12 protein-coding genes and 2 riboswitches are annotated in these 14666 nt (G+C 67.4%); of the genes, 10 read left to right on the plus strand and 2 right to left on the minus strand.

Translation table 11 applies throughout. The features are described 5' to 3' along the window. Positions 1-8: 8 nt before the first annotated feature. The gene (locus AC1DGD_RS20310) at positions 9-1328 is read left to right on the plus strand and encodes an MFS transporter (RefSeq protein ID WP_476858022.1); all 1320 of its coding nucleotides are present in this window, start codon (positions 9-11) and stop codon (positions 1326-1328) included. A gap of 60 nt (positions 1329-1388) precedes the next feature. On the opposite strand, the gene serC is transcribed toward AC1DGD_RS20310, so the two are convergent. Next, positions 1389-2519: a phosphoserine transaminase gene (gene serC, locus AC1DGD_RS20315; RefSeq protein WP_476858023.1), complete on the minus strand. Its 1131-nt coding sequence runs from the start codon at positions 2517-2519 to the stop codon at positions 1389-1391. A 359-nt stretch (positions 2520-2878) separates the two neighbouring features. Here serC and AC1DGD_RS20320 point away from each other — a divergent pair, with 359 nt between their 5' ends. The 9 genes from AC1DGD_RS20320 (at position 2879) to AC1DGD_RS20360 (ending at position 13621) form a co-directional block, all read left to right on the plus strand. Further along, positions 2879-3574, plus strand: coding sequence for an iron-dependent transcriptional repressor DtxR (locus AC1DGD_RS20320; protein ID WP_476858024.1), 696 nt, complete (start codon positions 2879-2881; stop codon positions 3572-3574). A 150-nt stretch (positions 3575-3724) separates the two neighbouring features. Then, positions 3725-3939: riboswitch (cyclic di-AMP (ydaO/yuaA leader) on the plus strand. 4 nt (positions 3940-3943) lie between these two features. Continuing rightward, a complete protein-coding gene (locus AC1DGD_RS20325; RefSeq protein WP_476851273.1) occupies positions 3944-4765 on the plus strand; it encodes a M23 family metallopeptidase in 822 nt (273 codons plus the stop codon). A gap of 136 nt (positions 4766-4901) precedes the next feature. Beyond that, positions 4902-5071, plus strand: a riboswitch (cyclic di-AMP (ydaO/yuaA leader). 295 nt (positions 5072-5366) lie between these two features. Continuing rightward, positions 5367-6125, plus strand: a complete 759-nt coding sequence (locus AC1DGD_RS20330; protein WP_230009730.1) for an NlpC/P60 family protein — start codon at positions 5367-5369, stop codon at positions 6123-6125. Between the two features lie 219 nt (positions 6126-6344). Further along, positions 6345-6845, plus strand: a complete 501-nt coding sequence (locus tag AC1DGD_RS20335; protein ID WP_026266867.1) for an HNH endonuclease — start codon at positions 6345-6347, stop codon at positions 6843-6845. A 94-nt stretch (positions 6846-6939) separates the two neighbouring features. Then, entirely contained in the window at positions 6940-7611 is a 672-nt protein-coding gene (gene mobA, locus AC1DGD_RS20340) for a molybdenum cofactor guanylyltransferase (RefSeq protein ID WP_476858025.1), read from the plus strand. A gap of 21 nt (positions 7612-7632) precedes the next feature. Next, positions 7633-7920, plus strand: a complete 288-nt coding sequence (locus tag AC1DGD_RS20345) for a DUF6457 domain-containing protein (protein WP_079555354.1) — start codon at positions 7633-7635, stop codon at positions 7918-7920. Then, entirely contained in the window at positions 7917-9488 is a 1572-nt protein-coding gene (locus tag AC1DGD_RS20350) for a molybdopterin molybdotransferase MoeA (protein ID WP_476858026.1), read from the plus strand. The genes AC1DGD_RS20345 and AC1DGD_RS20350 overlap by 4 nt, the downstream gene beginning before the upstream one ends. 134 nt (positions 9489-9622) lie before the next feature. Next, positions 9623-10495: a formate dehydrogenase accessory sulfurtransferase FdhD gene (gene fdhD / locus AC1DGD_RS20355; protein WP_223914284.1), complete on the plus strand. Its 873-nt coding sequence runs from the start codon at positions 9623-9625 to the stop codon at positions 10493-10495. A 90-nt stretch (positions 10496-10585) separates the two neighbouring features. Beyond that, positions 10586-13621 carry an alpha-mannosidase gene (locus tag AC1DGD_RS20360; RefSeq protein ID WP_476858027.1) on the plus strand — a complete coding sequence of 1012 codons (3036 nt, stop codon included), beginning with the start codon at positions 10586-10588 and terminating at the stop codon, positions 13619-13621. A gap of 258 nt (positions 13622-13879) precedes the next feature. Here AC1DGD_RS20360 and AC1DGD_RS20365 read toward each other — a convergent pair whose 3' ends face one another. After that, positions 13880-14623: a hypothetical protein gene (locus AC1DGD_RS20365; RefSeq protein WP_476858028.1), complete on the minus strand. Its 744-nt coding sequence runs from the start codon at positions 14621-14623 to the stop codon at positions 13880-13882. Positions 14624-14666 lie beyond the last annotated feature (43 nt).

The raw sequence follows: 14666 nt of genomic DNA on the forward strand, positions 1-14666 counted from the left end.
TGGGGCTGATGTCCACGTTCAAATCCCTGCACATCCTGAACTACCGGATCTGGTTCGTCGGCGCCCTCATTTCCAACGTTGGCACCTGGATGCAGCGCACAGCCCAGGACTGGCTGGTGTTCGCCCACCTGACGGCGCACGATGCCGGGGCGGTGGGAATCACGATGGCCCTGCAGCTGGGCCCGCAACTCTTCCTGGCACCCGTGGCCGGACTGGTCGCCGACCGGTTCAACCGCAAGCGGCTCCTAGTGCTGACGCAGTCCGCCATGGCGCTACTGAGCGCGGGGCTGGGCATCCTGGTGGTCACGGGCGCGGCGCAGCTCTGGCACGTCTACGCCTTTGCCCTGATGCTCGGGGTGGTCTCCGCCCTGGACGCCCCCGTCCGGCAGACCTTCGTCTCGGAACTCGTCCAGGACGACTACCTGCCCAACGCCGTGGCCCTAAACAGCGCGTCTTTCAATGTTGCCCGGATGATCGGTCCGGCCGTCGCCGGCGTGCTCACGGCCGTCGTCGGGCCCGGCTGGGTCTTCCTCATTAATACGCTCACCTTTGTGCCCCTGTTGCTGAGCCTGGCGAAAATCCCGTCGTCGTCGCTGCGCCGGCTGCCGCGGGCACCGGCGGGCAAGGGCAGGATCCGGGAGGGGCTGCGCTATGTGAGGTACCGTCCGGATTTGGTCGTGGTGCTGGTGGCGATCTTCATCGTGGGAACCCTGGGGCTGAATTTCGCCCTGTTCATCGCGGCCATGGTGGGGACCGAATTCGGCCTGGACGCGGGGGCCTTCGGCCTGATGAATTCGATCATGGCCATCGGATCCGTCGCCGGGGCCCTGCTGTCCGCCGGGCGCGGCAAGCCACGGCTGCGGGTCATCTTCGGGGCGGCCGCCGCCTTCGGAGTAACCTCGGGCATCGCAGCGATGGCCCCGAACTACTTCTGGTACGGCGTCGCACTTGTGCCCGTGGGGCTGTTCGCGATCACCATGATGACGAGCGCCAACGGGTACGTCCAGACCACCACAGAGCCCGTAATGCGGGGCCGGGTGATGGCCCTCTACATGGCGATCTTCATGGGCGGAACCCCCCTTGGTGCGCCGCTCGTCGGCTGGGTGGCAAACACCGCCGGCCCCCGCTGGTCCATGGCGGTCGCGGCGGGCGCCGGCCTGCTGGCGGCCCTGATCGGGCTGGTGTGGATCATCCGCGCGAAGCACCTGCGGCTCCACTTCAACCGCCGCGCCCACGGGATGCGGTACTTCCGCGTCGAAAGCCGGACCGGGGCGGCCGGTGCCGGCAGGGACGCGCTGCCGGAGGCACAGCAGGGCGGACGGACCTGAAACGACGATGGCGCCGTCACGGCTTAGGTTCTCAGGGCCGTGACGACGCCGGACGCGGGGCTACTTCTTCAGTTCCGCCACGACGAAATCGATGCACTCGAGCAGTGCCGAGACATCGTCGGGCTCGATCGCCACGAAGGTGGCGATGCGCAGCTGGTTGCGGCCCAGCTTGCGGTACGGCTCGGTGTCGACGACGCCGTTGGCGCGGAGCACCTTGGCGATGGCCGCGGCGTCGATCGAGTCATCGAAGTCGATCGTGGCGATCACGTTCGAGCGGTCCTCGGCCTTGGCCACGAACGGCGTGGCGTATTCGGACGCTTCGGCCCAGCGGTAGATGCGGCCGGCAGAATCCGCGGTCCGGCCGGCGGCGAAGTCCAGGCCGCCGTTGGCGTTGAGCCACTGCACCTGGGCGTCCAGGGTCACCAGCGTGGCCAGTGCGGGGGTGTTGTAGGTCTGGTTCAGCCGGGAATTGTCGATCGCCGTCTGGAGGTCAAGGAAGTCGGGAATCCAGCGGTTGCCGGCCTTGATCCGTGCCGCCCGTTCCAGCGCGGCCGGGGAGAACAGGCCCAGCCACAGGCCGCCGTCGGACGCGAAGTTCTTCTGCGGCGCGAAGTAGTACACGTCCGACTCCGCCACGTCCACGTCCAGCCCGCCCGCGGCCGAGGTCGCGTCCACGAGCACCAGCGACCCCTCGTCGGCGCCGGCCACCCGCTGGACGGGGGCGGCTACGCCGGTTGAGGTCTCGTTCTGCGGCCACGCATAGACGTCGACGCCGGCCTCCGCCCGGGCGGTGGGGCGGGTGCCGGGTTCGGCCTTGATGATGGAGGACTCGGCAAGGAACGGCGCCTTGTTGGTGGCGGAGGCGAACTTCGAGCCGAACTCGCCGAAGGACAGGTGCTGCGCTTTGTTCTCCACGAGCCCGAAGCCGGCAATGTCCCAGAACGCGGTAGATCCGCCGACGCCCAGCACGACTTCATAGCCTTCCGGTGCCCGGAAGAATTCGCTGAGGCCGCTGCGCACCGAGCCGACCAGGTTCTTCACGGGTGCCTGGCGGTGCGAGGTCCCCAGCAGCTTCGACGATGCCGCGGCCAGGGCGTCCATCTGTTCCGGCCGGACTTTGGACGGGCCGGCGCCGAACCGTCCGTCCTTGGGCAGGAGGTTGGCGGGGATCGTGATGCTGGTGTCGCTCACAGTGGCTCCAATTTTCGGCTGGTTCGTAGCGTGGCTGGGAGGTGGCGGGCAGGGATGGCTACCACGGACACCCCTTTTCATTCTGCCTGTTTCATTCTGCCGGTTTTATTTTGCCTGACAGCTCCCGGCGATACGGAAAAAGGCCTGTCATAGTCCGGTCATTGAGACGCCGGGGACGGCCGGCCGGCTGGGGCTGGGACAATAGCTCCAGATCGACCGAAAGATTATCCGGAGTAATTCAAAATAGGCTAGGCTGGCATGCGAACGTACGGCGGTTCCCGCCTGGGCGCATCCTGCATGCAGCCCGCACGCGGTACGGTGGGAATGACGCTAGGACTGCGCTCGAGGAGCTGAGCTGAATGACGGATCTGATCGACACCACGGAGATGTATCTTCGGACCATTCTGGAACTTGAAGAAGAAAACATCGTTGCCCTCCGCGCCCGCATCGCCGAACGGCTCCGCCACTCCGGCCCCACTGTGTCCCAGACGATCGGCCGGATGGAGCGCGACGGGCTTGTGGTTGTTTCCGGCGACCGGCACCTTGAACTGACGGAAACCGGACGGAAACGTGCAATCGGTGTCATGCGCAAGCACCGTCTGGCCGAACGCCTCCTCGCGGACGTGATCGGGCTCGACTGGGCCTACGTCCACGAGGAAGCGTGCCGCTGGGAACATGTCATGAGCGAACGCGTCGAGCGCAGAATCTTCGAGATGCTCAACCACCCGACGGTCTCGCCCTACGGAAACCCTATTCCGGGGCTTGCGGATCTTGGCGGCGTGCCCAATGGCGCCCCCGTGGACAGGCCTGTGAACCTGCTGGAGGCCATGGCCGGCTACGGGGTAAGTTCCCGGGTTACGGTCAACCGGCTCGCGGAGCCGATCCAGGTCGAGCCGGAGCTTCTGGCCCAGCTCGACGAGGGCGGAATCAGGCCTGGCGCGCTTGTCTCGCTGGAGCGGGTGGGGGAGTACATCTCGGTCCGCGTCCCCGATATCGAAGGTGCCCTGGAACTGCCGCCCGAGGTTGCCGCGCACGTCTTTGTAACAGTCGCCTGACCAGCCACTACGCGCCGGTCATGGGACGACCCATGAGTTGTCCACAATTGCGGTTACGGATTTATTACCGGGCGGCTTAATCGCCTATAGTTAGTGCCCAGTACCGATACCAAAGCGTTACCTGATCCGAAGCCGAGCCCTGCCAGCGGATCAGTCGCAGAACTACCTCCTGGCAGGGGCGGGGGAACCACTTTCGGCTGCTACTTCGGCAGCCTTGGGGTGAAGTCCGTCAGCGGCAAGCAGCTTCCACCGAAGGATCCCCTGGGGATGCATCTGTGCGTGGCTGCTTGCAACGGCGGACCGGGTCTTTGATCTCTCTGACCCGAATCCGACAGCTAACTTCGCAGGCCATCCAGAGAGGAACCGTTCTTGACCACCCAGACCTCGAGGGGCCGTCGCCGCGCGACCGGTCCCGCTCCGGAGCCGCGTCCCGTCGTCGCACACACGGCCGAACGCCCGCGGGACGTGCACCGGGATGAACGCCGTCGCCGTCGCAGTCCGTTCCGCCAGGTCACGGACTTTGCCGCGGCCAGCGGGGTCGGGCAGAAGGCCGGGATCGCCCTGGCCGCAACTGGTCTGGTTCTGACCGTGACGGTCCCCGTCACGAGCCCGGTGATGGCTTCGAATCCGGGCGGGTCCGGCGCACTCTCCGCTGCCGTGCAGCCGGATGTCACCGCTGCTGCCGCCGCCAAAGTCGACTTCAACCGCACGGCCGTCACCACGAAGGGCGATCCGGACGGGAAACTCAAGCAGCTGCTGAGCGCCCAGTCTGTGGGCACCATCACCCGCGCGGCATCGGCCGGCACCCTGGGTGCGCCGCTCGACCAGCTGGTCACGGCCTCGCCCTTCGGCTACCGTGTCAGCCCCATTACCGGGGGCGCGGGGGAGTTCCACCGCGGCCAGGATTTCGCCGCCCAGTGCGGCACGGCGGTCCACGCGGCCGCCAGCGGCACCGTGACCTTCAACGGCTGGCATCCCTTCGGCGGGGGGAACCGCGTGGTCATCGATCACGGCAACGGCCTGGAGACCACGTACAACCACCTGTCCTCGGCCTCGGTCAAGGTCGGCCAGAAGGTTTCCCGCGGTGACGTCGTCGCCATGAGCGGAACCACCGGCGCCTCCACGGGCTGCCACCTCCACTTTGAAGTGATGGTCAACGGCGATGTCGTTGACCCGCTCGGCTGGCTCTAAAAAGCCGATGGGCTGCTCTCAACTTCCTGTGACACGCCGTGATCTGAATGTGACATTGGATCCGGACTGCTGTAGGGTTTGAAGCACGCCAACTTTTCCGAAGTTGGCGCTCTTGAGTGGATTGCCTAGCTCTGCCACCGCTCAAGGTCCGTTCGCATTACATCGTCTGGCAGGGGCGGGGGAACCAATTTTGGCCTTCGAAAGAAGGCCTTGGGGTTAAGTCGTAAAGCTTCCCAGGAAGCAGCGCGGCCGGGTGACTCCCATCCGAATCCGACAGCTCACCTCGTAGGCATTGGGAGAGGCTACTTTCGTGTCTTCACGCCACAATTCTGCGCGCATGCGCACCGGCGAGGCTCTGTCGAGCCCGCTGGAATCCACATCACGTGCCGCCCTTGCCGGCGCCCGGATTGGATCACGTTCCGCAGGCTCAATCTCTAGCGAGCCCGGACAGCATGCAGTTTCCGCTTTTGGCGCGTCTTCGCAGTACACCCTTCGCTAAGTAACCCATTTCGGGGCGATCCGGCGTACCCCCAAGATGCCGGAGCGTCCTCAGTCCGTGCCCGAAAGCGCGCGGTCCAAGGATCACGAAAGAGAGAACTTAATGACTACTCGTGCAAACGTTGCACGGCACCGCGCCGAGGTCACCAAGACCAACTCGCTGGCTGTTATTGCTAAGGCTGTCGGCGACAACGCCGGCGGCGTGGGCCGTCAGGCTGCGGTCATCGCCGCAGCTTCCGGTCTGGTTCTGACCAGCGGAATCGCAGCCAACGCTGCTGAAACCAATGTTCAGCGCGAATCCACCTCCGCTTCGGCCCTGGAAGTCCAGTCCGCAGCTCCGGCCACCATCTCGGCCGCTTCCACCATCGCGATCTCCTACGAGAAGCCCGCCGTGACCACCACGCCGGCTCCCGTCGTCGAGGCTCCCAAGCCCGTCGTCAAGGTCCAGGACGCCACGGCCACCCGCGCCGGCGGCACCGAGCTTGGCGTCAGCGGCGGCGTCGCTGCCCAGGCCCCCGCCGGCATCGGAAGCGGCGCAGGCGCGACCATCGCCGCCGCTGCCTACGCACAGATCGGCGTGGCGCAGGACTGCACCGCCCTCGCCACCAACGCCCTGGCCGCGGCAGGCATCCACTACCACGGCTGGCCGGCAGGTTACCTGTCCCTGGGCCGCACCGTGAGCGCCGCCGAGGCACGCCCGGGCGACCTCGCTTACTACCAGAACGGCGGCGTGGGCATGGCTCACATCGCGGTCTACGTCGGCAACGGCATGGCAGTGCACGGCGGCTGGAACGGCGGCACCACCGCGCTGTACAGCGTCAACGTCGGCTCCGGCCCGGTCTTCATCCGCGTCGGCGCCTAAGCACCAACCCCAGCATTCCGAAAGACCCCCGCCTGCAGGCGGGGGTCTTTTGCGTTGCCGCGCAGTGAACTTTCCGCGCCGGGGACCGCGCCGGTGAAAAAATATTCGGTGATCCGGCACTTGAGTGTTTACTCTTGTGTTGTCGATCCATAGCCCGACCATGCAGAGGGCAGCCGGCCCTCGTGCCGCTGGCGGGTGCGGCCGTGAAGAGGTATGCGGATGCGCACTCTCGTTCTGAATGCTGGATATGAACCGCTGGCGGTCATCACCTTCCGCCGGGCGCTCGTCCTTGTCCTGACCGGAAAGGCCAGCGTGGTGGCCGAAGGGGACGACCCCGTGGTCGGCCCCCAGGACATTTTGGGCCGCCCGTCCGTGATCCTGCTGAACCGCTACATCCGGCCCAGGTACAACACGATGACTGCGGTGAGCCGCCGCGGCGTGCTGCGCCGGGATGCCCACCGCTGCGCGTACTGCGGCAAGGCTGCCCACACCATCGACCACATCCAGCCCAAATCGCGGGGCGGGGCCGACTCCTGGGAGAATCTGGTGGCGGCGTGCCTGCGGTGCAACAACGCCAAGAGCGACCATACGCCGGCGGAGATGGGCTGGAAGATCGGTTTTGTTCCGGGCCCGCCAAAGGGTGCCATCTGGCAGATCAAGGAACTCGAGAAGCCGACGCCGGCCTGGGATCCGTTCCTGCTGCCTGAATCGGCTGCCTGATCTGCCCCCTTGCTGATTGATCAGCCGGTGAAGACGCTGCCGGCGCACGTGACGGCTTGTTCGGTGGCCGCTGGCGCCGCGCTAGGCTGAAACGATGGAGTTCGATGCCATCATTCTCGCCGGGGGCCGGTCCTCACGCCTCGGCGGCGTGCCCAAATCCGGGCTGGTCTACGACGGCGCCACCCTCCTGGAGCGGTCACTGCGGGCCGCCGGCGCGGCGGGGCGCACCGTCGTCGTCGGCCCCGACCCCGGGGGCCTGCCCGGCGGCGTCCTGACCTGCCGGGAAGAGCCGCCCTTCGCGGGTCCGGCCGCAGCCATCGCGGCGGGGCTGGCCGCCCTGGCCGCCGATCACGCGAGCCGGCACGCAGCAGCCGCGCCCTATACCCTCGTCCTGGCGTGTGACATGCCCCGGTCGGAAGGCGCGGTCCATGCCCTGGCCGAGGCGCTGGCCGCGTCCGGTGCAGGCACGCCGGAAAGGGACGCGGCCGACGGCGTCATGGCCGTCTCGGCCGACGGCCGGAAACAGCCGCTCGCGGGCTTTTATGGCACGGCCGTGCTACATCGTTCTGTCGCGGACGCCGCGTCCCGGGACCGGCTGGAAAACGCGTCGGTGTTCGCCCTTCTTGCTAGGCTGGACGTGCGGGAAGTTCGCGTTCCCCCGGGTTCCACGGATGACGTCGACACCTGGGATGACGCGTCCGCACTGGGGGTATCCGGCAGGATTCCCGACGGCGGTCCGGGCTCCGGCCCGGCTCTGCACAGCTGAACTCGACCATGGAGGCAAACGGTGAAAAGCCAGGACGAAACACTGGAAGACTGGTGCCGTGCCCTGCTCCAGGCCCTGGAGCTGGACGACGTTGAGATTGACGTGAATGAGGTCCTCGCCCTGGCCGGCGTGGCCGCCCATTCCGTGGTGCGCCCGGCGGCACCGCTGACCACATTCATTGCCGGCTTTGCGGCCGGCCTGGCCTCAGGCTCCGGGCAGGCCACGGACTCCGTGTCCATGGAGTCCGCGATGGCCGTGGCCCGCCGGCTCGCCAAGGACTACGCAGCCGCCGAAACTTCCGGGGCATGACGGCTGCGGCCCCGGACGGCAACGGCCCCACCACCGCCGCAGGTGGAGATGGCGTCAGAGATGGCGGTGAAGATGGCGTCAACGATACCGGCGGAAATGGCGTCGGAACTGGCGATGGAGAGGCTCCCGTAGACGGCCCTGGTGGCCCTCACATCGCGGCGCACCAGGATGCAGCGGGCGAAGACACTGCGGACCAGGATGCAGCGGACGAGGAGGCAGGGGACCAGGGCGCCGCGGACCAGGACGCCGCGGAGCCGCACAGGCACCTGGCCCACACGTGGCAGGAGGCCCGGCAACTCGCGTTCGAGTGCGCCGTTCCCATCCCGGCCGCCCCTGTTCCGCTGCGGCAGGCGCTCGGCCGGACGCTCGCGGCGGACGTCGTTGCCCGGCAGGACATGCCCCATTACGCTTCCTCTGCCATGGACGGCTGGGCCGTCAACGGCAGCGGCCCCTGGATCCTGGCCGAACCCGGCCAGCGTCTGGCACCACATCAGGCCAGCCCGATTGCCACCGGCGGCCTCATCCCGCCCGGGGCCAAGGCCGTGTTGCGCAGCGAAAGCGGCATCATCGACGTCGACGAGGACGGCCTGCCCGTCCTGAAGCTGGGCGGCACCGCGAAGCCGGGAGACCCGCGCAACGGCGACCACATCAGGAAGGCCGGGGAGGAAGCCGCCGCCGGGGACGTACTGATCAAGCGCGGCACGGTCCTGAACCCGGCCCATCTGGCCCTCGCCGCGCTGGCCGGAAGTGACACCCTTCCCGTGCTCGGCAAGGCCGTGGTCCGCCTCGTTTTCACTGGCTCCGAGGTCGTGACGAGCGGGATACCGGCACCCGGGCAGGTCCGCGACACCTTCGGACCCCAACTGGCCGCCGTGGTGGGAATGCTCGGCGGGATCTGTACCGAAGAAGTGAAAGTCGGCGACACCTACGCCGAGTGGCTCGCCGCCCTCGAGGACACCGATCCTGCCGGTGAAAACCTGCCTGCCGACGTCGTGGTCACCACCGGCGGCACGGGGCGCTCCGGGACAGACCACCTCAGGCGCTCGGTCGCCGAGCTCGGCGGCCGCCTTCTGATCGACGGAATCGCCATGCGCCCGGGCCACCCCGCCGTGCTGGCCGAGCTGCCGGACGGCCGTTACATCCTCGGCCTGCCAGGAAACCCGCTAGCGGCCATGATGGCGCTGTCCACGATCGGTGCCCCACTCCTGGCGGCACTCGGGCACAGCGCGATCCCCCCGCTCAGCGAGGTGCCCTGCGGCTCGACAATTGACGCCGACCCGGGCCGGACCCGGCTCATGCCCTTCCGGCTGCTCTATGGCATGGCATCGCCGGCGCAGCACACCGGCCCGGGAATGATGCGGGGGCTGGCCGCCGCCGACGGTGTGCTGGTGGTCCCGCCCCATGGCGTGCAGCTGGGGGAACTGGTCCCCGCCTTCGCCCTCCCATGGGGTGCGCCGTTGCCTGACGCGTCGGCAACGGCCGCCGAACAGAAGCCGGCGGCGAAGCGGACCGCCAGGAAAACCTCGGCCAGTGACGGGCCGGTGGACTGGAGTGCCCTTTTGGGCTGAGTCCTGGCCCGCTGCGCCGGCGCGGAGACAAGGCACGCCGCCAGGATCAGGCACTTACAATGATGGAACCAGCCAAAGATTCAAACAGCCGCTAGCTTCAAACAGCGGCACACTATGTTGCTTAGGAGCACCGGATGGGCCGTGTGACACAGCGCCGCAAGGTGCACAAGATCGTCCTGGACGGGTCCCCGCAGGCCCTCGAATTCCCGGTCCGGCACCGAGAGGACGTCCTTGCCGTCGAGGAACCGCTGGAAATCCGGCTCGGCAACATGTCATTCTCCGTCACCATGCGAACGCCGGGCAATGACTTCGACCTCGTCGCAGGCTTCCTCGTCTCGGAGGGGATCATCTGGGCTCCCGAACAGCTGGTCTCGCTCAGGTTCTGCGCCGGCGAAGACGCCGACGGCATGCAGACGTTCAACGTGGTGGAGGCGCAGCTCAGGCCCGACGTCGTACGACCCGATACCGGACGCAACGTCTTCACCTCCAGTTCCTGCGGCATCTGCGGCACTGACTCGATCGATGCCGTACGGAAGTCCTCGCACTACAGCCCGGCACACGATCCGCTGACCGTCCCCGTCGAAACACTCGCGGCCCTCCCGGACGCCCTGCGGTCCGCCCAGGAGGTCTTCGAAGTCACCGGCGGCGTGCACGCCGCCGGGCTCTTCAGGATCTCCGACGACGGCTCGGCCGAATTGCTGTGCCTGCGCGAAGACGTGGGCCGGCACAACGCGGTGGACAAGGTGGTGGGCTGGGCGCTCCGCGAAGGCCTGCTCCCGCTCCGGGGCACCGTACTGCAGGTGTCCGGCCGTGCATCGTTCGAGCTCGTCCAAAAGGCTGCCCTCGCCGGCATCCCGGTCCTCGCCGCTGTCAGTGCCCCCTCCAGCCTGGCCGTCGAGCTCGCCGAGGCCAGCGGGATGACACTGGCCGGGTTCAGCCGCGGGACCAGCCTGAACGTGTACGCGGGCCAGCAACGCGTAGCCGTTCCGGCGCCCGCGGCCGGCTAGGGGCAACAGTTGGCCAACGGGTTCTCCGCGGCGTAAGTTTTATCCATCGATTGGAGTCGATCGGACCCCCCAGCGCTGAAGAGGATCACATTGCACGACGACCGCCGTCTTACGGAAGTCCGGCTGGACCGCTTTCTGCGTGACCGGATCGGCCCGGCCGTCTACCCGCGCAGCGTGCCGCTGACGCTAAGCAACTGGGACGCGCCGGACGAACCCGTGGCAGTGCTCGAGGCCCTGCGGCAGGAGTTCACGCCCCAGGAACACGGCGTGGCCTGGGGCCGGCCCTGGAGCACCAAGTGGCTCCGGCTCCGGGGTGAGGTGCCGGACGCCTGGGGAACCGCGGTCGGAACCTCCGTGGAAGTCCTCGTGGACCTCGGCTTCAGCGGCGACCTCCCGGGATTCCAGTGCGAAGGCATTGCCTGGCGGTCCGACGGGACCATCATCAAGGCGATCTCGCCGCGGAACCAGTACATCCCGCTCAAGCTCCTGGGCAGTGGCATGGCCGTTGACTTCTACGTCGAAGCCGCGGCCAATCCCGACTTGTCCCAGAACTGGACTTTCGCCGCCACCCCCTACGGCGACAAGGCGACGTCGGGCAGCGAGCCGAAGTACCGCCTCGGCAGGATCGCCATCGCCGAACGCAACCAGACCGTCTGGGAACTGCAGCAGGACATCCTCACGCTCAGCGGGCTGATGCACGAACTGCCCATGGACCTGCCCCGCCGCCACGACATCCTGCGGTCGCTCGAACGCATGCTGGACATCATGGACCCCGACGACGTTGCCGGGACCGCGGAGGCCGGACGGGCCGCCTTGGCCGGAGCCCTGTCCCGGCCGGCCTATGCCTCGGCGCACCAGCTCGTGGCCACGGGCCACGCCCACATCGATTCGGCCTGGTTGTGGCCGGTCCGGGAAACCATCCGCAAGTGCGCCCGGACGTTCTCCAACGTCGTCGCCCTGATGGACGAGAATCCCGATTTCATCTTTTCGTGCTCCTCCGCCCAGCAGCTCGCGTGGATGAAGGAGTACTATCCGGAGCTCTTCGGGCGCATCCGGGACAAGGTCCGCGCCGGCCAGTTCGTTCCCGTCGGTGGGATGTGGGTCGAATCCGACTCCAACATGCCCGGCGGCGAGGCCATGGCACGGCAGTTCCTCGAGGGTAAAAGCTTCTTCCTGGCCGAATTCGGGGTCGATTGCCAGGAGGCGTGGCTGCCGGACACCTTCGGGTATTCCGCCGCCCTGCCGCAGATCATCAAGGCCGCAGGCAGCCGCTGGTTCCTGACCCAGAAGATCTCCTGGAACCAGGTCAACAGGATGCCTCACCACACCTTCAACTGGGAAGGAATCGACGGCACCCGCATCTTCACCCATTTCCCACCGGTGGACAGCTACAACTCCGACCTCAGTGCCCGGGACCTGGCGCACGCAGAACGGAACTACCGGGACCACGGACGCGGAGGCACGTCGCTGGTTCCGTTCGGGTACGGCGACGGCGGCGGGGGCCCAACCCGCGAGATGCTGGCCGCAGCGCAGCGAACGGCGGATCTGGAAGGATCCCCGAAGGTGCGGGTCGGCTCGGCGGCCAGCTTCTTCAGCCAGGCCCAGGCCGAGTATGAGCCCCTTCCGGTCTGGGTGGGGGAGATGTACCTGGAACTGCACCGCGGCACCTACACCAGCCAGGCCAAGACCAAGCTGGGGAACAGGCGCAGCGAGCACCTCCTCCGGGAAGCCGAGCTCTGGAGTGCCACCGCGGCTGTGCGGACCGGGCACCGCTACCCGGCTGCGGAGCTCAAGCGCCTCTGGCGGCTGGTCCTGCTGCAGCAGTTTCACGACATCCTGCCGGGAAGTTCCATCGCCTGGGTCCACCAGGACGCCGAACGGAACTACGCCGCCGTCGAACGGGGACTGGAAGCGATCATCACGAACGCCGCGGCGGCGGCCCTCGGCACCGGCAGCCGGAAATTCCTGCTCAACGCCGCCCCGCACGAGCGCCTGGGCGTGCCTGCCCTGGCGGCTGCTGAACCGGTCCGGCCCGGGCAGCCGGTAGAGGTCACTGAGGACGGCGGCGGCTACATCCTGGACAATGGCATCATCCGTGCCGTGGTGGATGCCCGCGGACTGCTGGTCTCCCTCACGGACCGGGCCACCGGACGCGAGGCGATTGCTCCCGGCGAGGTGGGAAACCTCCTGGAGCTGCACCGGGACACGCCCAATGAATGGGACGCGTGGGACATCGACGCCTTCTACCGCAGGAACGTCGTCCGTCTGGAACAGGCGCTTTCGGTGGCGCTGGAGCGCGACCCCCGGGGCGAAAACCCGGCCGCCGTCGTGGTGGTGGAGCGGATGGCCGGGTCCTCCGCGGTGACCCAACGGATTACACTAGCGCCGGGTGCAGACTCGCTCGCGATCACTACGGCCGTGGACTGGCAGGAGAGCGAAAAGCTGCTCAAGCTGGGTTTTGCATTGGATGTCAGGGCCGACCGGTCGGCGGCGGAGACGCAGTTCGGGCACGTGTTCCGCCCGACCCATGTCAACACGTCCTGGGAGGCCGCGAAATTCGAAATCTGCGCCCACCGCTGGATCCACGTCGCCGAGCCGGGCTATGGGGTGGCGATCTCCAACGCTTCCAGCTATGGCCACGACGTCACCCGCAATGTCCGGGAGGACGACGGCGGCACCACCACCACAGTGCGGCTCTCGCTCCTGCGGGCACCGAAGTTTCCGGATCCCGGCGCGGACCAGGGCAGGCACGAGCTGCACGTCACGGTCCGTCCGGGCGCCACGATCGCCGACGCCGTCGAAGAGGGCTACCGCACCAACCTGGCGCCGCGGATGGTGCACGGGGCGCACGGGGTGGAACCGCTGGTCACGGTGGTCAATCAGGCCCTTGTCATTGAAGCGGTCAAACTCGCTGAAGACGGTTCCGGGGATGTGATTGTCCGGTTCTACGAAGCACTGGGGGAGCGGTCCACCGGCGCGGTGAAGGCCAATTTCCCGGTCCGCGGGCTGCACGCCGTGGATCTGTTGGAACGGCCCGTCGATGCCCCGGGAGTGACGGCGGGCGGCAATTCCGCCGAGCTGACGTTGCGGCCCTTCCAGCTGGTCACGCTGAGGTTTGTGCGCTAACAGGCAGGGCCGCCTGACGCCGCCTTTCCCGCAGGGGAATCCGGCCGGCAGTGTCGGGGAATCCGAATACTGTCGGGAACAACCGGAAAACCCCTTAAACAGGCTGAGTGGGAGCGGTCCTACCGGACCGCTACCACTCATCCCCCCAATGGCGCTTGGACGGCTGCCTCTGCTTCGCACGGCTGACTTCCGTACACGAAGCGATTGCCGCATTCACACATTCATGATTCTCTCACGGTCTAATGATTTTGTGAATGCCTACTTTTGGTTCTTGCGAAATGTTGCGCGAGCGTTATGAGATTCTTTGGCGGCGAGCCCGGAAGCCCAGAACAGTCCCAGGCCCAGGACATAGCCCAGGACGGCCAAATAGTTGACCGTCTGCTGAGCGAGGGTCCACGCTTTCGGGGCGAAGGAGGCAGGTACGCTGCAGGCGGTGGCGAGGGCGCCGAGGCATGTCAGGAGGGCCGCGGCACGCACCAGCCGCGGCAGCTGGCTCCTGGTGGTGGCCACCAATGCCGGCAGCAGGGCGAGGGAGACGAAAGCAGGATAGGTGCGGCCGGCCGCGGCGTAGAACGGCGCCAGGGCGGCATTGCGTCCCCCGTTGTCCGCGATGTCCAGCATGCCGGCCGAGGACCCGCGGGTGTCCATGAAGAAGAAGGTCACCGCCACGACGACGGCGCTGAGGGCCAGGGCCCAGCGCCCTGCCGGCCCAGCGATGAGGCGGTAGCCGGGCTCGTCTGCCAGGCCCCGCGCCACGCGCAGACCGACCAGCAGGACCGCGGCGAATACGAGGAAGCGCAAGATCAGGTGGGCGAGGTTCCATCCCCCCAGCGCCCCATCGATCGCCTCATAGGGGCCGGGCACCGAGAGCAGGCTGCACAGGGTCGCGAGCACCAGGATCCAGAAGACGGTCCTGTTCCGCCCCTGGAACGCATCCGGAACGCGGAGGAGGAGCACCACGGTGCAGATGATCAGCGTGCCCCACTGGAGGGTTGCAATCATTCCCGGTTCTCCCACATCGCTTGCCTGCTCAGCCCCAAAGTGG

The organism is Arthrobacter sp. 05T45, assembly GCF_056395875.1.

Excerpts from the sequence above, each read along its gene's own strand:
- AC1DGD_RS20310 (WP_476858022.1), top strand. The coding sequence starts at position 9 with ATGTCCACGTTCAAATCCCTGCACATCCTGAACTACCGGATCTGGTTC.
- AC1DGD_RS20320 (WP_476858024.1), top strand. The coding sequence starts at position 2,879 with ATGACGGATCTGATCGACACCACGGAGATGTATCTTCGGACCATTCTG.
- AC1DGD_RS20330 (WP_230009730.1), top strand. The coding sequence starts at position 5,367 with ATGACTACTCGTGCAAACGTTGCACGGCACCGCGCCGAGGTCACCAAG.
- AC1DGD_RS20335 (WP_026266867.1), top strand. The coding sequence starts at position 6,345 with ATGCGCACTCTCGTTCTGAATGCTGGATATGAACCGCTGGCGGTCATC.
- mobA (WP_476858025.1), top strand. The coding sequence starts at position 6,940 with ATGGAGTTCGATGCCATCATTCTCGCCGGGGGCCGGTCCTCACGCCTC.
- AC1DGD_RS20350 (WP_476858026.1), top strand. The coding sequence starts at position 7,917 with ATGACGGCTGCGGCCCCGGACGGCAACGGCCCCACCACCGCCGCAGGT.
- fdhD (WP_223914284.1), top strand. The coding sequence starts at position 9,623 with ATGGGCCGTGTGACACAGCGCCGCAAGGTGCACAAGATCGTCCTGGAC.
- AC1DGD_RS20365 (WP_476858028.1), bottom strand. The coding sequence starts at position 14,623 with ATGATTGCAACCCTCCAGTGGGGCACGCTGATCATCTGCACCGTGGTG.